General features: G+C 57.8%; 15 protein-coding genes and 1 other annotated feature. Of the genes, 10 read left to right on the top strand and 5 right to left on the bottom strand.

Annotated features, from left to right (window positions below; genetic code table 11):
- Window positions 1-5 precede the first annotated feature (5 nt).
- From uca to ABUK73_RS13495, 3 genes are all read left to right on the top strand, one after another.
- Entirely contained in the window at window positions 6-3542 is a 3537-nt protein-coding gene (gene uca / locus ABUK73_RS13505; protein WP_353577768.1) for an urea carboxylase, read from the top strand.
- Entirely contained in the window at window positions 3542-5350 is a 1809-nt protein-coding gene (atzF, locus tag ABUK73_RS13500) for an allophanate hydrolase (protein ID WP_353577734.1), read from the top strand. The genes uca and atzF overlap by 1 nt, the downstream gene beginning before the upstream one ends.
- 95 nt (window positions 5351-5445) lie before the next feature.
- Window positions 5446-6075, top strand: coding sequence for a nucleotidyltransferase family protein (locus ABUK73_RS13495; protein WP_353577733.1), 630 nt, complete (start codon window positions 5446-5448; stop codon window positions 6073-6075).
- Here the strand turns inward: ABUK73_RS13495 and ABUK73_RS13490 are convergent.
- The gene (locus ABUK73_RS13490; RefSeq protein ID WP_353577732.1) at window positions 6055-7062 is read right to left on the bottom strand and encodes an XdhC family protein; all 1008 of its coding nucleotides are present in this window, start codon (window positions 7060-7062) and stop codon (window positions 6055-6057) included. The two genes, ABUK73_RS13495 and ABUK73_RS13490, sit on opposite strands and share 21 nt — an antisense overlap.
- A gap of 15 nt (window positions 7063-7077) precedes the next feature.
- Window positions 7078-7644 (bottom strand): DUF6030 family protein, encoded by a 567-nt coding sequence (locus ABUK73_RS13485; RefSeq protein ID WP_353577731.1) that lies wholly within the window; start codon window positions 7642-7644, stop codon window positions 7078-7080.
- 228 nt (window positions 7645-7872) lie between these two features.
- Here ABUK73_RS13485 and paoA point away from each other — a divergent pair, with 228 nt between their 5' ends.
- The 3 genes from paoA to paoC are packed head-to-tail and all read left to right on the top strand — an operon-like array spanning window position 7873 to window position 11657.
- The gene (gene paoA / locus ABUK73_RS13480; RefSeq protein ID WP_353577767.1) at window positions 7873-8508 is read left to right on the top strand and encodes an aldehyde dehydrogenase iron-sulfur subunit PaoA; all 636 of its coding nucleotides are present in this window, start codon (window positions 7873-7875) and stop codon (window positions 8506-8508) included.
- Window positions 8505-9455, top strand: coding sequence for an FAD binding domain-containing protein (locus ABUK73_RS13475; protein ID WP_353577730.1), 951 nt, complete (start codon window positions 8505-8507; stop codon window positions 9453-9455). Before paoA ends, ABUK73_RS13475 begins: the two co-directional genes overlap by 4 nt.
- A 3-nt stretch (window positions 9456-9458) precedes the next feature.
- Window positions 9459-11657, top strand: coding sequence for an aldehyde oxidoreductase molybdenum-binding subunit PaoC (gene paoC / locus ABUK73_RS13470; RefSeq protein ID WP_353577729.1), 2199 nt, complete (start codon window positions 9459-9461; stop codon window positions 11655-11657).
- 67 nt (window positions 11658-11724) lie between these two features.
- Here paoC and ABUK73_RS13465 read toward each other — a convergent pair whose 3' ends face one another.
- Together ABUK73_RS13465 and ABUK73_RS13460 are read right to left on the bottom strand one after the other, a co-directional pair.
- A complete protein-coding gene (locus tag ABUK73_RS13465; protein WP_353577766.1) occupies window positions 11725-12090 on the bottom strand; it encodes a PAS domain-containing protein in 366 nt (121 codons plus the stop codon).
- Between the two features lie 373 nt (window positions 12091-12463).
- The gene (locus ABUK73_RS13460; RefSeq protein ID WP_353577728.1) at window positions 12464-12730 is read right to left on the bottom strand and encodes a hypothetical protein; all 267 of its coding nucleotides are present in this window, start codon (window positions 12728-12730) and stop codon (window positions 12464-12466) included.
- Between the two features lie 226 nt (window positions 12731-12956).
- Window positions 12957-13012: a sequence feature (sul1 is cis-regulatory element that is thought to sense ions involved in sulfur or methionine metabolism; They are found in Alphaproteobacteria), on the top strand.
- Between the two features lie 64 nt (window positions 13013-13076).
- On the opposite strand from ABUK73_RS13460, the gene ABUK73_RS13455 reads away from it, so the two are divergent.
- The gene (locus ABUK73_RS13455) at window positions 13077-14543 is read left to right on the top strand and encodes a SulP family inorganic anion transporter (RefSeq protein WP_353577727.1); all 1467 of its coding nucleotides are present in this window, start codon (window positions 13077-13079) and stop codon (window positions 14541-14543) included.
- A gap of 7 nt (window positions 14544-14550) precedes the next feature.
- Here ABUK73_RS13455 and ABUK73_RS13450 read toward each other — a convergent pair whose 3' ends face one another.
- The gene (locus ABUK73_RS13450; RefSeq protein ID WP_353577726.1) at window positions 14551-15099 is read right to left on the bottom strand and encodes a carboxymuconolactone decarboxylase family protein; all 549 of its coding nucleotides are present in this window, start codon (window positions 15097-15099) and stop codon (window positions 14551-14553) included.
- Window positions 15100-15335: 236 nt separating this feature from the next.
- Here ABUK73_RS13450 and ABUK73_RS13445 point away from each other — a divergent pair, with 236 nt between their 5' ends.
- Genes ABUK73_RS13445 through ABUK73_RS13435 form a run of 3 tightly spaced genes read left to right on the top strand, consistent with a single transcriptional unit; the run spans window position 15336 to window position 17885 of the window.
- Complete coding sequence (locus ABUK73_RS13445; protein ID WP_353577725.1) at window positions 15336-16013, top strand: isochorismatase family protein; 678 nt, start codon at window positions 15336-15338, stop codon at window positions 16011-16013.
- Between the two features lies 1 nt (window position 16014).
- Window positions 16015-16962, top strand: a complete 948-nt coding sequence (locus ABUK73_RS13440; protein ID WP_353577724.1) for a polysaccharide deacetylase family protein — start codon at window positions 16015-16017, stop codon at window positions 16960-16962.
- Window positions 16962-17885 carry a polysaccharide deacetylase family protein gene (locus ABUK73_RS13435; RefSeq protein ID WP_353577723.1) on the top strand — a complete coding sequence of 308 codons (924 nt, stop codon included), beginning with the start codon at window positions 16962-16964 and terminating at the stop codon, window positions 17883-17885. The genes ABUK73_RS13440 and ABUK73_RS13435 overlap by 1 nt, the downstream gene beginning before the upstream one ends.
- Window positions 17886-17923 lie beyond the last annotated feature (38 nt).

The following is a 17923-nucleotide window of genomic DNA, read 5'->3' as shown; positions in this document are numbered from 1 at the left end:
TGGTGATGTTCGACAAGGTTCTCATCGCCAACAGAGGCGAAATCGCCGTGCGCGTCATCAGCACGCTGCGTCGCATGGGCATAGCGTCCGTCGCCGTCTACTCGGATGCAGATCGTTTCGCCATGGCGACATTGATGGCAGATGAAAGCGTGCGTCTGGGGCCGGCAGCTGCTGCGGAAAGCTATCTGAATGTTGATGCCGTCATTGCCGCCTGCAAGGCTACCGGTGCACAGGCTGTTCATCCCGGCTATGGCTTTCTGTCAGAAAACATCGGTTTTGCCGAACGGTTAGCCGCCGAGGGAATAACCTTCATCGGTCCCAAGCCAGAAAATATTGCCGATTTTGGGCTGAAACACACGGCCCGCGAGCTTGCCAGAAAAAGCGGCGTTCCGCTTCTACCGGGTTCTGATCTGCTGAGTTCTGTGGACGAGGCGCTGCGTGTTGCCGATCAGGTCGGATACCCGGTCATGCTGAAGTCCACGGCTGGTGGCGGCGGCATCGGCATGCAGCTTTGCGATGATCCGGCGGCACTTCAGGCGGCATTTGAAAGCGTGCAGCGGACGGCGAAGGCCAGCTTCGGCGATGCGCGGGTCTATCTCGAACGCTTTGTTTCAAAAGCCCGGCATGTCGAAGTCCAAATCTTTGGTGACGGAGAGGGCAGGGTCATCGCACTTGGCGAGCGCGACTGCTCGCTTCAGCGCCGAAACCAGAAAGTCATCGAGGAAACTCCGGCACCGGGTCTGTCGGCCGCTATGCGACAGAAGCTTCATGCGGCTGCGATAGCCTTGGGCAAACAGGTGAGGTACCAGTCCGCAGGCACGGTGGAGTTCATATTCGATCCTGCGCGAGAGGCGTTCTATTTTCTCGAAGTCAACACCCGCCTGCAGGTCGAACATCCTGTAACAGAAGCGGTTTTCGGCATCGACCTCGTGGAATGGATGATCCGGCAGGCCGCAGGTGAGGATGTGTTGACCGGCAAGGACGATCTGGTGCCAACAGGCGCGGCAATCGAGGCACGCGTCTATGCGGAAATGCCGCATGCGGATTTTCGCCCCAGTGCCGGTCTGTTGACCGAGGTGGTCTTTCCCAAGGACATACGCATTGATGGCTGGATAGAAACTGGTGCCGAGATCACGCCGTTTTATGATCCGATGCTGGCCAAGATCATCGTATCCGGTGAGAACCGTCAGGACGCCATCGAGCAGTTGGAAAAGGCGCTTGCGGGCACGTCGATTTCGGGCATCGAAACCAATCTCGATTACCTCAAAGCCATCGCCGCCTCCGATCTTTTCAAAAGCGGAGATCTGGCGACGACCGCCCTGAAGGATTTCGCTTTCGTGCCTGATGTGGTCGAGGTCGTCGCTCCCGGCGCGCAATCCAGCCTTCAGGAACTGCCGGGTCGGCTCGGCCTTTGGCATGTCGGCGTTCCTCCAAGTGGGCCGATGGATGAACGTTCGTTCCGTCACGCCAACCGGCTTGTCGGCAACCACGATCACACGGCAGCACTTGAACTGACGGTGTCTGGACCTGTTCTGAAATTCTTCTCCGACGTGACGGTGGCATTGGCTGGCGCGGAGATGCCGATGACGCTGGATGGCGAGCCTTGCGCAAGCAACACAGCCATCGTCGTCAAGGCCGGTCAAATGCTCGCCATCGGCCAGATCAATGGCGCGGGCCAGAGGGCCTATCTTGCCGTTGCAGGTGGGTTCGATGCGCCCTTGGTGCTGGGCTCACGCGCCACCTTTGGGCTTGGCCAGTTTGGTGGCAATGCTACTGGAACCTTGCGTGCGGGCCATGTCCTGCGTCTTGCGAGAGCGACACAGACCGACGTGAAACCGGCAACAGAGCCCGCCACATTGACCCGCGAATGGTCTGTTGGCGTTCTCTATGGTCCCCACGGCGCGCCGGATTTCTTTGAGGACGAGGATATCGAAAACCTCTTTTCTACGCCTTATGAGGTTCATTTCAACTCCGCCCGCACAGGCGTTCGATTGATTGGTCCGGCGCCGAAATGGGCACGGGAAGATGGGGGCGAGGCGGGACTGCACCCTTCCAACCTTCACGACAATGCCTATGCCATAGGCTCTATCGATTTCACCGGCGATATGCCGATCATCCTCGGGCCGGACGGTCCATCGCTGGGCGGCTTTGTTTGCCCGGCCGTCATTGCAGTCGATGAGCAGTGGAAAATGGGGCAGTTCAAACCCGGCGACAAAATCCGGTTCCATGCGGTTGCCCGTGCGCAAGACCCGATTGCTGGACCGGTGGTGAAGCGCCTTGGTGAGAATGCCGGTTCACCCGTTCTTGGCGGACGTGACAATGCTCAGGTTCCAGTCACCTATCGGCGTCAGGGCGACGACAATCTGCTGGTCGAATATGGCTCGATGCGGCTCGATGTCGGGTTGCGGCTACGCGCGCATCTGCTGATGCAGGCCGTCAAGCAGGCGAATGTGCCCGGTGTCATCGATCTCACCCCCGGCATTCGCTCGCTGCAAATCCATTATGATGGGTCGAGCCTTGCCCGAACGCGCTTGCTGGGTCTGCTATCGGAGATCGAGGACGACATGCCCTCGGTGCAATCGGTCAAGGTGCCGAGCCGGACGGTCTGGTTGCCTTTGTCGTGGAACGATCCCGACGCAGAACTTGCCATGCGCAAATATCAGGAACTCGTGCGTCCCAACGCGCCCTGGTGCCCATCGAACATAGAATTCATTCGCCGCATCAATGGGCTGGCGGATGAGCAGGCAGTGAAAGACACGATCTTCAATGCGTCCTATCTGGTGATGGGCCTTGGCGATGTTTATCTCGGTGCGCCGGTCGCCACGCCGCTTGACCCACGCCAACGTCTGGTAACCACGAAATATAATCCGGCCCGCACATGGACGCCGGAAAATGCGGTGGGTATCGGCGGAGCTTACATGTGCATCTACGGCATGGAAGGGCCGGGCGGCTATCAGCTTTTTGGTCGTACGATCCAGATGTGGAACAGTTGGCGGCAGACGCCTGTTTTCGGCAAGGACAAGCCCTGGCTGCTGGATTTCTTCGATCAGGTCCGCTTCTTCCCGGTGTCGCATGCCGAACTGACCGAGGCCCGCGCCGCTTTTCCGCACGGCGGATATCCTGTCCGCATCGAGGAAGGCGAATTCTCATATGCAGATTATGAGGCCGAACTGGCTCGCAACGCGGCGGGCATCGGCGCCTTCAAGGCCGGGCAACAGGCTGCATTCGAGGCGGAGCGTCAGTGCTGGAAAGAGCAGGGTCTCGACAGTTTCGTCGTCGATGAAGGCTTGAGCGAGGGACTTGGCGGGGACATTCCCGAAGGTTGCTTCGGCATTGAAAGCGCGGTTCCCGGCAATGTCTGGAAAGTGCTTGTCGAGCAAGGCCAGAAAGTCGCGGCAGGCGATACGCTTGCCATCATCGAATCCATGAAAATGGAAATCAACGTCACCGCCCATGCGCCGGGTCGCGTCCGCGATCTGCGCGCGGGACCGGGCCGCAACGTCAAGGCGGGCGATGTGCTCGTTGTTCTGGAGAATGCCTGATGCTTCCCGTATTTCTCGATCTCACGTCACTGAAACAGGCTTATGCCAATGGTCTTTCGCCGCTGGATCTGGTGGAGGAGGTGCTTGCTCGCATCGCCGCCAGTGACGATCCGGCGATCTTCATCACCAAGACCCCGGCAGATGATCTGCGCGCCGCCGCTCGCGATCTCATCGCCCGGGCGCCGGTTCCGAACAGTCTGCCGCTGTGGGGCCTGCCCTTTGCGGTGAAGGACAATATAGATGTTGCCGGACTGCCGACGACGGCGGCATGCCCGGCATTTTCTTACGATCCGGAAAAGGACGCGACCGTTGTCGCCCGGTTGAAGGCGGCGGGCGCTCTCGTCATCGGTAAGACGAACCTCGACCAGTTCGCAACGGGCCTGAATGGCACACGCTCACCCCATGGCGCACCGCGCTCTGTCTTCGATCTGGCCTATGTCTCCGGCGGCTCGTCATCGGGCTCGGCAGTCGCGGTTGCTTCCGGCCTTGCCAGCTTTGCGCTTGGCACGGATACTGCGGGCTCGGGTCGCGTCCCGGCTGCATTCAACAATCTCGTCGGCATTAAGCCAACACCCGGCCTGGTGCCGAATGTCGGTGTCGTTCCCGCCTGCCGCTCTGTCGATGTGGTGACGGTGTTTGCCGGAACGGTGGGGGATGGCGTCGCGATCCGCAAGATCATGGATGGCCATGACGCTGCAGATCCGTTTTCGAAACAGGCAAGACCCGTCAAAATGCCGAGTTCAGGCCTCAGGCTCGGTGTTCTGACGGAAAGTGAGCGCGAGTTCTATGGCAATGCCGCTTACGAAGCCGCCTATGATAGCGCCATCGAGCATGCCAAAGCGCTCGGCGCGACGATCGTTCCGATAGATTACGCCCCCTTCCGCCAGGCCGCCGAACTCCTCTACAACGGCCCATGGGTGGCAGAGCGGCTGGCGGCGGTAACGGACTTTTTTGCCGACCACGCCGAGGACTTCGACCCAACTGTCCGAGCCATCATCTCAGGCGCCGCTGGCTACACTGCGGTAGATGCATTTGAGGGTCTCTACAGGCTGGAGGCCCTGCGTCAGAAGACCATTGAAGAGTGGAAGCAGATCGATATGCTGATGCTGCCGACATCTCCGACGACTTACACGGTAGAACAAATGTTGGCCGATCCCATCGGCAAGAATGCGCATTTCGGGCGCTATACCAACTTCGCCAACCTCTTCGGCTATGCGGCAATCGCGGTGCCGTGCGGCTTTGATGCCGAAGGGTACTTGCCGTCGGGCGTCACTCTGTTCGGCCCTGCTTTCTCCGACGATGCCATCTCCCCCTTTGCCGATGCGCTGCATCATTCTTTTAAGAGCGGAATGGGTAAAGATAAGGCCGCAGCATTGCCGCAAGACAGCCGCCTTGGGCCAGCGCCTGACGGGGACGTGACGATCATGGTTGTCGGTGCGCATCTAACCGAAATGCCGCTGAACCACGAACTGACCGGCCCCGGAGGGACGCTCGTCAAGACTTGCCGAACGTCGGGCGATTATCGTCTGTTCGTGCTGCCCAATACCACACCCCCGAAACCCGGTCTCATCAGGCAACCGGGCTTTGATGGGCACGGCCTCGAAGTCGAGGTGTGGAAAGTCTCGCCTGAGGCCTTCGGCAATTTCGTGCAGAACATTCCCGCTCCGCTCGGCATCGGCAAGGTGACGCTGGATGATGGCTCGAGGGTTTCCGGCTTTCTGTGTGAGGCATACGCCTTGGAGGGTGCGCAGGACATTACCCATCTCGGTGGCTGGCGTGCCTATATCGGGTCGCTTCAGAAATCGTAAATGTAGGACTAGCAGCGACATGGATGTGATATTGTGACCGTGACCGGGGCTTCGACCGATGTTGAAGCACCGAACTGCATCACGGAGAACATCACATGGCCGTTGCAATCGTCCTCCTTGCCGCCGGAATGTCGAGCCGCATGGGCAAAGATGGACCGCATAAGTTGCTGGCTGAGTTCAATGGCGTGCCCTTGCTGCGACGCGTGGCTATGGTCGCAGCCGATAGCGAAGCGTCGTCCGTGACTGTCGTGCTGGGGCACAGGCATGAAGACATGCAACGCGTTCTTTCCGGCGTCGATGTCGATGTGGTCGTCAACCCGGACTATGCGTCGGGAATGGCGCGTTCCCTTGCCACGGGTCTTGCAACGGCGCAGGCGCAAGCTGCTGAAGGGGTTATGGTCATGCTGGCAGATATGCCTGACATCACCAGCGACCACCTGAACCAGTTGATCGAAGCTTTCCACACATCGGGTAAAACCGCCGTTATCCGTGCCGTTTCGGGCGGAAAGCCCGGAAATCCGGTTATTATGCCGCGCTCTCTATATGACGGCGTTTTGCAGTTGGAAGGCGATGTGGGCGCGCGGCATCTGATCGAAACCTCCGGCTTGCCGGTCATCAATGTGGATCTTGGGCTTGCGGCGCAGGTGGATGTCGATACGCCCGAGGCAGTTGCGGCTGCGGGCGGCGTGTTGGTCGATCCGCCCTCAACTGTTCCGCTTCGATAGGCTTCCAGATCGCAGGGCATCGATCATTTCGGCCAGAATAGCGACGGCTATTTCGGCGGGGCTGACGGCCCCGATGTTCAATCCGATCGGCCCGTGAATTTTTGCAATATCTGTTTCCGTCAATCCCTGTTGTTTCAAACGTTCCAGCCGTGCGGCATGCGTTTTGCGGCTGCCCAGCGCACCCACATAGAAACAGCCTTTTCGCAGCGCTTCCGCCAGCGGAAAGTCATCGATTTTGGGGTCATGCGTCAGTGCAACCAGCGCCGTGTGAGCGTCAAGCGGGCTCGTTTGCAGCACGTCCTCCGGCCAGTCTGCCATGAGATCAGTTTGCGCAAAGCGCTCGGCAGTGGCGAAGGCCGTGCGTGGATCGATGATGCTGACATCGAAACCCGCGAGCTTTGCCATCTGAACCAGTACCTGACTGATATGCACCGCGCCGATGACGACGAGACGTGGCGCGGGAAGATAGGCATTGATGAAGTAACGTGTGTCTTCAATCGTGACGCTACTGGATTTGCCTGATCGAAACGCCGCGGTAACGGCCTCCCCAAGAAACCCGTCAACTTCGTCGTGATCTGTAACAATACGCGTCTGGCCGCTTTCCATCTTAGTTATGACAACCACAGCCTGACGAGCCTGGCGGAGAGCGTTCAGATGTTCAAGGCTTGGCAGCTTTTCGACGTAAACGCTGATACGACCGCCGCAGGATAGGCCCACAGCCCATGCCGTTTCATCCGCAACGCCGAATTCGAGGAGCTTTGATTTGCCGTCTTCGATGACATCGCTTGCAGCAACTATGACCGCACCTTCCACACAGCCGCCTGACACCGAACCTTCGAAATTGCCGTCAGCATCGATAACGAGGTGACTTCCGACAGGTCTGGGTGCAGATCCCCAGGTTTCGATGACGGTCGCAATCGCGACCTTTCGTCCGCTTTTTGCCCATTGCTGGGCTGTCGTCAGCGGATCATCTGTCGGGTTGTCCATGGTTTCGCCCCTCGCTCAGTCCGGCACTGGATCAGTCTTCCGTGCGTCAACAACGTTTTGGCTGCCAAAAAGATTGAAACGATTTTCGTCCATGCGTTCCTGCCGGTATTTCAGCGTAACACCGTCGAAGGTCAGCTCAAATTCACGTCCTGATGCAAGCATTCCATCCAAATCGGTCAGTGGAGTTTTCGTTCCGAAAAGGCTGTTGACGAGGCTGGCCGCTCTTGTCGCAAGGACTTGGCGCGACAGAAGCGAGCCGAAATTCAGCTTCAGTCGGAAACTGTTCCATGTTCCGGCTGCAACGCCTCTGATCTGGATGAAAACCGAAGGGCTGTGGCCGGTTTCGGAATATTCCAGCAGATAGGTGCATTCCCATTCACCGTTCTGTTTTTCGATAAAGACCGGACGGCTGGGTGAAGAGAGATCGGCCATGCCCTGGCATCGAGGAGCGTTGAAGTTGGAAGCGGGGCTCTTGGATGTTTCCTGCTGAGCCTGCTCAACAGCAGGGGTGACCTGCGCGTCAGAAGTCGTGGCGAGACCGGCGTCGCCGCCAACAAGTAACAGGGAAAGTATCGCGGCCACGAGCATGTGATGTCAGCGTCAGTCGTTGCAGATGCAGATTGTATTGTGATGGCAGACCTGCGCGAAGGTAGCAAGCGATGTTGAGCGGCGAAGCAGTTTATGCGCCGTAACTGGCCAACGCGCCAAGTCAGTCGTATTTGGCTGTGTTCAACTTTCCGTTCGTCAGCGGCACTTTTACCGGTCAGCTCCGTTAACCCAACACCTCAAACAATCGAAGCGGAGTTGGATATGCAGGATAGCATCCTACTGGAACTTTCCCGACGCAACTTACTTATCTCATCGGCTGCGACAATCGCGGCCACAGGTGTCGCCGGACAGGCGGTGGCGCAGTCTCCGGGGAGCCAGATGAATCATCATTCCAAAGTTGAATTCACCGTCAATGGTGAAAACCATGTTCTTGACGTGGATAATCGCACGACATTGCTCGACGCATTGCGGGAGCATCTGCATCTCACTGGCACGAAAAAGGGCTGTGACCACGGTCAGTGCGGCGCTTGCACCGTTATGGTTGACGGCAAACGGATCAATTCCTGTCTGACGCTTGCTGTCATGCATGACGGTGACGAAGTAACGACCATCGAAGGGCTGGGCGCTCCCGGCAATCTGCACCCCATGCAGGCCGCTTTTGTCAAACATGATGGTTTTCAGTGTGGCTACTGTACGCCGGGGCAAATCTGTTCCTCCGTGGCGGTGCTTGAAGAGATCAAAGCCAACATTCCCAGCCACGTTACCGGTGATCTCAACAGCCCTGCAGAGCTGACGGCAGCGGAAGTGCGCGAGCGTATGAGTGGTAATATCTGTCGATGCGGGGCGTACTCCAACATTCTGGATGCGATTTCAGAAGTTGGAGGGATAAGAGCATGAGAGCCTTCACTTACGAACGCGCATCTTCCGTTGAGGCCGCAGCCGGAGCCGCCGCTTCCAATCGCAACGCCAAATTCATTGCAGGCGGCACCAATCTTCTCGATCTGATGAAGCTTGAGATCGAAACGCCGACACATCTCATCGATGTCAATGGGCTGGGCCTGGACCAGATCGAAGCGACACAGGATGGCGGCCTGCGCATCGGCGCATTGGTGCGGAACACCGACCTCGCCGCCCACACTACCGTTCGCCGCGATTACGGCCTGCTGTCACGCGCACTTGTTGCGGGGGCATCTGGCCAGTTGCGCAACAAGGCGACTACGGCTGGCAATCTGTTGCAGCGAACACGCTGTCCTTATTTCTACGATACCAACCAGCCGTGCAATAAGCGCCAGCCGGGTAGTGGCTGTTCCGCCATCGGCGGTTTCAGCCGCCAGCATGCGGTTGTTGGCGTAAGCGATGCCTGCATCGCAACGCACCCCAGCGATATGGCGATTGCCATGCGCGCGCTGGATGCGACGTTAGAAACGGTGAAGGCAGACGCTAGCCGCCGTTCGATCCCTATTGCCGATTTCTATCGACTGCCCGGTGATACGCCGCATATCGAGACGGTTCTGGAACCGGGCGAGTTCATCACCGCTGTTGTGCTGCCGCCGCCAATCGGCGGAAAGCATATCTACAAGAAGGTCAGGGACCGCGCGTCCTACGCCTTTGCGCTGATTTCAGTCGGGGCTGTCATCCAGCCGGATGGAACGGGACGCGTCGCTGTCGGCGGTGTGGCCCACAAGCCATGGCGCGTTGAAGTGGCGGAAGCCGATCTGCCGAAGGGCGCGCGGGGTGCGGCACAGCACATTCTTGCCGGCGCTCGTCCAACCGAAGAAAACCGGTTCAAGGTCGAGCTTGTCGAGCGCACACTCGGTGCTGTCCTGTCCGAAGCAAGGGGTTGAGTTATGAAGTTCGATAAACCAGCAACGACCAATCCCATCGACCGTCTCAAAGTCGTCGGCAAGCCGATCCATCGCATCGATGGCGAGTTGAAGACGACGGGCCGGGCTATGTATGCCTATGAGTGGCATGACCCCAACCTGAAATATGCCTATGGCTATCCGCTCGGCTCGGCCATTGCCAAGGGACGGATCAAGTCAATGGACGTCGCCGCAGCCAAAAAAGCTCCCGGTGTTGTGTCCGTCGTTACCACTCTGGATGTCGGCAAGCTCAAAAAGGGAGAGTTTAATACTGCCAATCTTTTCGGTGGCGATGAGATCGAGCATTACCATCAGGCCATCGCCGTTGTCGTAGCTGAGACTTTTGAGCAGGCGCGTGCCGCTGCTGGTCTGATCAAGGTCGAATATACGGAAGAAAAGGGTACTTTCGATCTAAGTGCGCAGAAAGATGCCGCAAAGAAACCGGACGAATCCCAGAGGCCTGACACCGCCGTCGGTGATTTCGCTGCCGCGTTTTCCGCAGCGCCTGTCACGATTGACCAATCCTATACGACTCCTGACCAATCACATGCGATGATGGAGCCGCATGCCTCCATCGCTGCGTGGAATGGTGACGAAGTGACGGTGTGGACGTCCAGTCAGATGATCGATTGGTGGCGTTCCGATCTCGCGACGACATTGGGCGTCGAGAAGGATAAGATCCACCTGATGTCACCCTTTATCGGTGGCGGCTTTGGCGGCAAATTGTTTTTGCGCGTCGATGCTGTTTTGGCTGCGCTTGGCGCAAAAGAAGCTGGTCGCCCGGTAAAGGTGGCGTTGCCGCGTCCCTTCATGATCAACAATGCCACGCATCGGCCAGCAACGATCCAGCGCATTCGTATCGGTACGGAGCAGGATGGAAAAATCACGGCCATCGCTCATGAAAGCTGGTCGGGTGATCTTCCGGGCGGTGTGCCGGAAACGGCCGTGAACCAGACGCGTCTTCTGTACGCCGGTGCAAACCGCATGACGGCAATGCGGCTTGCGACGCTGAACCTGCCTGAAGGCAATGCCATGCGTGCGCCGGGTGAAGCGCCGGGTCTGATGGCCTTGGAAATCGCTATTGACGAAATTGCGGAAAAAGTTGGTCTGGACCCGATCGAGTTTCGCGTTCTCAACGACACGCAGGTCGATCCTGAGAACCACGAGCGGCCTTTTTCCCATCGCGATCTCATCGGCTGTCTAAAACTGGGTGCAGAACGCTTTGGTTGGAACAACCGCCCGAAGGTTGGATCAAAGCGGGAAGGAAATTGGCTGATCGGCATGGGCGTTGCCGCTGCATTCCGTGACAACCTCGTTCTGCCGTCCGCAGCGCGGGTCAAGCTCGGTAGGGATGGTATCATCACCGTCGAAACCGATATGACCGACATCGGCACCGGCAGTTACACGATTATTGCGCAGACGGCTGCGGAAATGATGGGTGTGGGCATCGACAAGGTGGCTGTGCAGCTAGGGGACTCCCGCTTCCCGATATCTGCGGGCTCAGGCGGCCAGTTTGGTGCCAACTCATCCACATCAGGTGTGTACGCCGCCTGCGTGAAACTGCGGGAAGCCATCGCCCAGAAGCTCGGCTTCAATTCCGAAGATGCCGTGTTTGAAGACGGATCGGTCAAATCTGGCAATCGCGCTGTACCGCTTGCTGAAGCAGCCGGTGCCGAGGGTCTGGTTGGCGAAGACAAGATGGAGTGGGGCGATCTGACCAAGACGCATCAGCAGTCCACATTCGGTGCCCACTTCGTTGAAGTCGGTGTGGATGCCGCAACAGGTGAAACACGCATCCGTCGCATGTTGGCGGTGTGTGCGGCGGGCCGCATTCTGAACCCGATCACGGCGCGCAGCCAGGTTATCGGTGCGATGACGATGGGTGCCGGTGGTGCCCTATCGGAAGAGCTTGCGGTCGATACCAAGCGGGGCTTCTTCGTCAACCACGATCTCGCTGGTTACGAAGTGCCTGTTCACGCCGATATTCCACATCAGGATGTCATTTTCCTGGATGAGACTGACCCAATGTCTTCGCCCATGAAGGCGAAAGGTGTTGGTGAGTTGGGTCTCTGCGGCGTGTCGGCTGCCATTGCCAATGCAATTTACAATGCGACTGGCGTGCGCGTGCGGCATTATCCGATGACGCTCGACAAGCTTCTCAGCGGGCTACCAGAGGTCGCGTAAGACGATTTCTGTCGGGCCTGTCATTCGAGGCGGGCCCGGCTGATACCGTTGTTGGGGGTATGAGTCTCTATCCGAGTTTTTCAACGGGATAGATGATACCTGAATAGATGGATGGGTTTCCAGCCGGGTCGCGGAAGCACCGCCCGACGGCCATGACGAGCTCAAACTCGTTGAGGGCGTTTCGGACGCGATATTCTGCATTATAGGGAAGACCGTCCTCTACTGCTTTGGCGATGAGAGCGGCGAGCATTGGCCTGTCGTCCGTGTGGACACGATCTAGGTAGGACATAAGCGGCAGGCCGCGTATGGTCTCCGCAGGTTCCAGTCCGAAGAGAGCAGCAATAGCTGTATCTCCGTAGAGACGGTCGTTCTCAAGTGACCACGTATAGATTCCTGCCTCATTATGGGCACCAGCAAGGCTCTCCACATGCATCAATCCAGTCCCCCATGCGAAAGAGTGGCCCAGATCAGGCCACCAAACAGACCTTTCAGTCGTATGGCAACGTGGGGTATCCCTCAACCGCAAAGCAGGCATTATCGGCTGAATTCAGGTTTGGTTGAATGCCATGGTTAATTCCAGGCGCCTGTGATGAAGGTCCGGGTGTCCGCACGTGTAATGCTAATCATTAGGCCCCTAACCAAAAGGGCGACGCCTCGGTTCCATCTTCATAAAATATTTAGTTGGGGCTTGATCGCGCCGCGATGAAGATGCCGAGTGCGGTACTAAAATTCAAATAAGATGCGTGTCAGAAGGTTGCGACGAATGAAGAGGGAGGCACCTCGCGGACCCTCCCATAAAAATATGACTAGCGCGTAGTGACGCCGTAGATCACCCGGTTGTCACCGTAGCGATATCGGCCACGGTCGTTGTCGCGCCAGTCACCACGACGGTCTCTCCAGTCGCGACCACGGTCCCGGCGGTAATCCCGATCACGATAGTAACGATCATTGTCGTAGGTCCGGCTGTAGACCGTTGTCGAATAATATCCGCCGCTTCGGTAGCCACGGTCATCGACACAACCACTGAGTACGGCAACGGAAACAAAACAGATAGCAGCAGTGAAGATTTTCATGAGGGCTCTCCTTCGCGGGACGGAGATAAACGCCTATGAACTCAATTGGTTCCTCTGCGCGGCTGCTAGGAAAATCGAGGGCATTTGAGCGGATAAAACGGAGACGTTTCCCGCTAATGGCGAGTGCCGCTTGGCCTGAATAAGCTGACGCTTGGCGTCTTGATGTCAAATTTTTTGAGCACCATGTTGCATCGCAGAACGGATGAGGTCATAAAAAGTCACTCACCACGGACCCGGTGAAATTCCGGGTGGCTCTTCTGGCCGCCGATCCGCCAGACAACGCAAAAGCTGCATGCCTTTAATGACGCCTCAAGCGCGTTCGACATGCTTTGCGAGAACTCATCACATGCTACTCACCTCTATCCGTCGGGATTGGTCTGCCAATCCCATCCGCGAAATGCTTGCCGGTGCCGTCGCGACATTCGCTTTGATCCCGGAGGTCATCGCGTTTTCCTTCGTCGCGGGCGTTGATCCTCAAGTCGGGCTTTTCGCCTCCTTTATCATTGGTATCGTCATTGCGTTCACCGGTGGCCGACCCGCGATGATCTCGGCTGCGGCCGGATCAGTGGCGTTGGTCGCTGCGCCGCTCGTCCATACGCACGGACTGCCCTATCTTTTTGCTGCCGGCCTGCTGGCGGGTGTGCTGCAAATTCTATTCGGTCTGTTGCGGCTGGGCGTCTTGATGCGCTTCGTTTCGAAATCCGTGCGAACTGGCTTCGTCAACGCGCTTGCGATCCTCATCTTCGCGGCGCAGTTGCCGCATATTCTGGGTGGCGATTGGTTAGCCTACGGCATGCTGGCTGCCGGGCTCGTTGTCATCTACCTCGTTCCAAGATTGACGACGGCTGTTCCTTCGCCTCTGATCTGCATTCTGGTTTTGACCGCCGTTTCAGTAGGCTTCCAGCTTCCGGTCATGACCATCGCAGACCTTGGAAAACTGCCGGATTCCCTGCCGATCTTCAGCTGGCCGGCTGTTCCACTCACGCTGGACACGTTCAAGATCATCGCCGGACCGGCGCTGGCCATCGCCATGGTTGGCTTGCTGGAATCCATGATGACCGCGAGCGTCGTTGACGATCTCACGGGAACCCCCAGCTCCAAGAACCGCGAATGCACAGGCCTCGGCATCGCCAACACGGCGGCCAGCCTTTTCGGCGGAATTGCGGGTTGCGGTATGATCGGCCAGACCGTCAGCAACGTCAAATATGGAGGGCGCGGGCGCCTGTCGACGCTGTTTGCGGGCGCATTTCTTCTGGTGCTGATTGTACTTTTGAAACCCTGGGTTTCTCAAGTTCCCGTTGCTGCACTGGTTGCGATCATGGTCATGGTGTCCATCGATACGTTTGACTGGTCATCGCTCAAGACCCTCGTCGTTCATCCAAAAATATCGAGCGTGGTCATGGTCGCAACCGTCATCGTGACGGTGTTGAGCGCGAACCTCGCTCTGGGTGTTGCCGTGGGTGTGCTTCTCAGCGGCGTCTTCTTCACCTTCAAGGTTGCCCGACTGTTGCGGGTGGAAACGGAGAAAGACGAGTTTTCGCGCCGTGTGACATACCGTGTGTCCGGTCAGGTCTTCTTCGCCTCGGCGGATGTCTTCGTCGATGCCTTCGATATCGAGGAAGCAACCGGTATGGCTGCTGTTATCAATGTTTCCCAAGCGCATTTTTGGGACATTACCGCCGTTGCTGCGCTCGAAAAAGTGGTGGAGCGCTTCACAAAGCACGGCGTGACTGTTGATGTGTTGGGCATGAACGAGGCCAGTTCGACGCTTATCGACCAGTTGAATGGCGCGCCGAAACTCAAAGACGCTTGACGCGATCTCACGCAGGCGGCGATATCGGAGCTGCTGCCAGCTCCGATGCGACGGCGTCATCCACGGGCGTCTCATAGGTCATAAGAATGCCGCCGAGGACGATGTAGAAGCCGACTGTTGCGATCAGATCGAAAACCGCCTGGCGGCCTATAACCGCTGCGAGTTCGGCCTCCAATTCTACGGGAATCCGGTGGAGGTCGAACAGGGCATCGACCGCTTTTACGAGCAAGCCGTCCTCACCCTCGGGCATGGCCGCGATGGAGCGTATGCGCTCATCCGAGAAGCCTAAGGTGCGCGCCCTACTGACGTGGTGCGCCCATTCATAATGCGAGCCGAGGCGATGTCCGGTTCGCAAAATCACCACCTCGGATCGAGCGGGGCCAAGCGCGCTGTCCTTCACCAGATGTTGGCGAAGAGGCGTCCAGCTTTGAAGAAGGGCGGGGTGGTGCGCCATGGTACGATAAACATTCAGCTGACCGGCAAAACCGCTGCGCATCTCACTGATGGATTCGGGCCACTCCGCATCGCTGATCGGCGGGCAGGGGGATTGGGACATTGCATTTTCTCCATCAAAGCAGCTCTAGCTGCTCAATTTATCAGCATTGAATCCACTACTTGCAAGGCATCTGCACAGACAAAATGCGTCTTTAAAAAAGACATCAAATGGCTTCGAAAAGTGGCTTTACAAATGATATAAAGTGATAACAATAGAAAGAATAAAGCGTCCCCTCTGCTGAGGAAGCGGCCCGCCTGTCGGACCGTGTGGAGGGTCGCAAGACACAGGAGGCCGTCATGGAAAACTCATCGCTTACCGCGCGTCAATTGTACGAGCAGGCCAAAGCCAATCCCACGCGCAAACGATTTGGGTTCGGTCGCAAGCCGATGCTGATCAATATCGATTTGCAATGTGCTTACACGTCTCTCGGCGAGTTCGTGACGGCATATGAGACCGATCCCCGGCAGCTGGAATACGTCAATACACTGTCCGGTCTTGCCCGCGACAAGGGCCTGCCGGTAACGTGGACCTATGTAGCCTACATGGAATCGGGTGAGGATTGTGGCGTCTGGGGCACGCGCACCGACACGCCAGATTCCCTGCAGAACATCAAGGTCGGCTCGCGCCGGGCCGAGTTCGATCCACGCCTGAAGATCGATCACATCAAGGACATCATCCTCAACAAACGCATGGCATCTCCCTTCCACGAAACGAATCTTCAGTCGCTGATGGTCTGGCACCAGTGCGATACGGTCGTCCTGACCGGTGGCTCGACATCCGGCTGCATCCGCGCCTGCGTGGTGGATTCCATTTCGCGCGGCTACCGGGTCATCGTTCCCGAGGAGTGCGTGGCCGACAAGCATGAGAGCCCGCATTTCGCCAATCTCTACGACATTTCGGTGAAGTATGGCGACGTGATCCCTGTCTCGGATGCCGTTGCCTGGTACGAGGCCTATCAGCCGGAGGTTCGCTGAGATGGCTGCTGAAGACACCGCCATGAAGTCGGATTTGGGGCTCTACGATTACTTGCCTTGGCCCAGCCGCCCCAAAATCGTCTGGCCCGGCAACAAGAAGATCGCCGTCTGGATCGCGCCCAACATCGAGTTTTACGAATACAATCCGCCGAACAACCCCACCCGCACACCCTGGGCGCGCCCAAACCCGGATGTTCTGCAATATTCTCACCGCGATTACGGCAACCGTGCCGGTTGGCAGCGGATGATGGCGGCGATGGACAAGGCCGGTTTTCGCGGCTCCGTCTCGCTCAACGTCGCGCTGTGCGATCACCATCCTGAAATCATCAAGGCCTGTGCGGATCGTGGCTGGGAGTTCTTCTCCCACGGCATCTACAACACGCGTTATGTCTACAATCTCGATATCGAGCAGGAGCGTGCGATCATCCGCGATGCTTTCGACACGGTGCGCAAACACACCGGTCAGGAACTGGCAGGATGGCTTTCGCCAGCGCTGTCCAATAATTTCTGGACGATGGATATTCTGTCGGAAGCGGGCATTCAGTACACCTGCGACATGTTCCATGATGACCAGCCGATGCCGGTCAAGGTGAAGTCCGGCAAGCTGATTTCCATGCCGTACTCGCTCGAGATGAACGACGTCATCGTCTACAACAGCCAGAAGGTCACGCCCCGCCATTATGGCGAAATCATCAAGCGGCAGTTCGATCAGCTTTATAAGGAAGGCGATGAAAGCGGCACGGTCATGTGCATTCCGCTGCATCCCTATCTCGTTGGCCAGCCACACCGCATCGACGCCTTTGCTGAAGCCATCGAATACATCGCCAGCCATGACGGCGTGTGGCAGACGACAGGCCGCGAAATCGCAGCAGCCTATCATGCCACCGGTGCCTACGACGCGATGAGTGCTGCCATGGTTGCCCATAATTCCGGGAAGGGAGCACGCTGATGTCTATGCCTGAAGACTATCTCAAATATCCCGCCCGTCGTTACGGCATGGACCATGATCGCTACGCTTGGAGCGACATGTTCTCCCGCAAGCCGATTGCATGGCCGGATGGTGCGCGCATTGCGCTCTCCATCGTCACACACGTCCAGCATTTTCCGCTCGATATGCCCTCGAAGCCGTTCAAGGCGCCGGGCGCTTTGTCCATGCCCTACCCGGATTTTCGCTATTATACGAACCGTGACTACGGCAATCGCATCGGCATTTTCCGCGTTCTCAAGCTGCTTGCGGAAAAGGAGCTGGAAGCCAGCTTTGCCATCAATGGTGTGATTGCCAAGCGATATCCGGCGCTGATCGACGCCGTGGTCAGAGGCGGGCATGAGATCATCGCTCATGGTCTGGATATGGGCAAGGTACATCATTCCGGCCTTGGCGAAGACGAAGAAAATGCCATTATCGCCGAGGCCCTGAGCCTGCTTCGCGAGGCGAGCGGTCAGAAAGTTGAGGGCTGGCTGTCGCCGGGTCGCGCGCAGGGCTTCAACACGCCTGATCTTTTGGCGCGCAACGGGGTCGCCTATAGCCTTGATTGGGCAAACGACGATCTTCCCTACGAGATGCAGACGAAAAACGGCTCATTGCTTGCCATGCCAATGGCCTATGAGACGGATGACCGTGTTGTGGCCGACGAGTATTTCCAGTCGGAAGCCGAGTGGGTGCAGCAGGTCAAGGACCGCTTCGACGTTCTCTACCGCGAAAGCGCGCAATATGGCGGTCGTGTCATGAGCCTGCCGCTGCATAGCTGGGTGTCGGGCATGCCGTATCGCGTAGAATACCTGCGCGAAGCCCTTGATTACATTCTGTCGCACGAGGGCGTGTGGAATGCCCCCGCGGGCGACATCTGCGCGGCGTTCCGTGCCGCTGGCTGAATGCGTTGCCGTTGAGGTGAGTGGCCGCGGCTGCTCAC

The sequence above is a fragment of the Agrobacterium vacciniicorymbosi genome (assembly GCF_040427045.1).
Lineage (GTDB): Bacteria > Pseudomonadota > Alphaproteobacteria > Rhizobiales > Rhizobiaceae > Agrobacterium.
This window is presented reverse-complemented; position numbering and strand designations above follow the sequence as displayed.

Bases quoted from the DNA above. Each gene is read 5' to 3' on its own strand.
- uca (WP_353577768.1), top strand. From the start codon at position 6: ATGTTCGACAAGGTTCTCATCGCCAACAGAGGCGAAATCGCCGTGCGC.
- ABUK73_RS13475 (WP_353577730.1), top strand. From the start codon at position 8,505: ATGAGAGCCTTCACTTACGAACGCGCATCTTCCGTTGAGGCCGCAGCC.
- ABUK73_RS13455 (WP_353577727.1), top strand. From the start codon at position 13,077: ATGCTACTCACCTCTATCCGTCGGGATTGGTCTGCCAATCCCATCCGC.
- ABUK73_RS13440 (WP_353577724.1), top strand. From the start codon at position 16,015: ATGGCTGCTGAAGACACCGCCATGAAGTCGGATTTGGGGCTCTACGAT.
- ABUK73_RS13465 (WP_353577766.1), bottom strand. From the start codon at position 12,090: ATGCATGTGGAGAGCCTTGCTGGTGCCCATAATGAGGCAGGAATCTAT.
- atzF (WP_353577734.1), top strand. From the start codon at position 3,542: ATGCTTCCCGTATTTCTCGATCTCACGTCACTGAAACAGGCTTATGCC.
- paoC (WP_353577729.1), top strand. From the start codon at position 9,459: ATGAAGTTCGATAAACCAGCAACGACCAATCCCATCGACCGTCTCAAA.
- ABUK73_RS13435 (WP_353577723.1), top strand. From the start codon at position 16,962: ATGTCTATGCCTGAAGACTATCTCAAATATCCCGCCCGTCGTTACGGC.
- paoA (WP_353577767.1), top strand. From the start codon at position 7,873: ATGCAGGATAGCATCCTACTGGAACTTTCCCGACGCAACTTACTTATC.
- ABUK73_RS13490 (WP_353577732.1), bottom strand. From the start codon at position 7,062: ATGGACAACCCGACAGATGATCCGCTGACGACAGCCCAGCAATGGGCA.
- ABUK73_RS13460 (WP_353577728.1), bottom strand. From the start codon at position 12,730: ATGAAAATCTTCACTGCTGCTATCTGTTTTGTTTCCGTTGCCGTACTC.
- ABUK73_RS13445 (WP_353577725.1), top strand. From the start codon at position 15,336: ATGGAAAACTCATCGCTTACCGCGCGTCAATTGTACGAGCAGGCCAAA.
- ABUK73_RS13450 (WP_353577726.1), bottom strand. From the start codon at position 15,099: ATGTCCCAATCCCCCTGCCCGCCGATCAGCGATGCGGAGTGGCCCGAA.
- ABUK73_RS13495 (WP_353577733.1), top strand. From the start codon at position 5,446: ATGGCCGTTGCAATCGTCCTCCTTGCCGCCGGAATGTCGAGCCGCATG.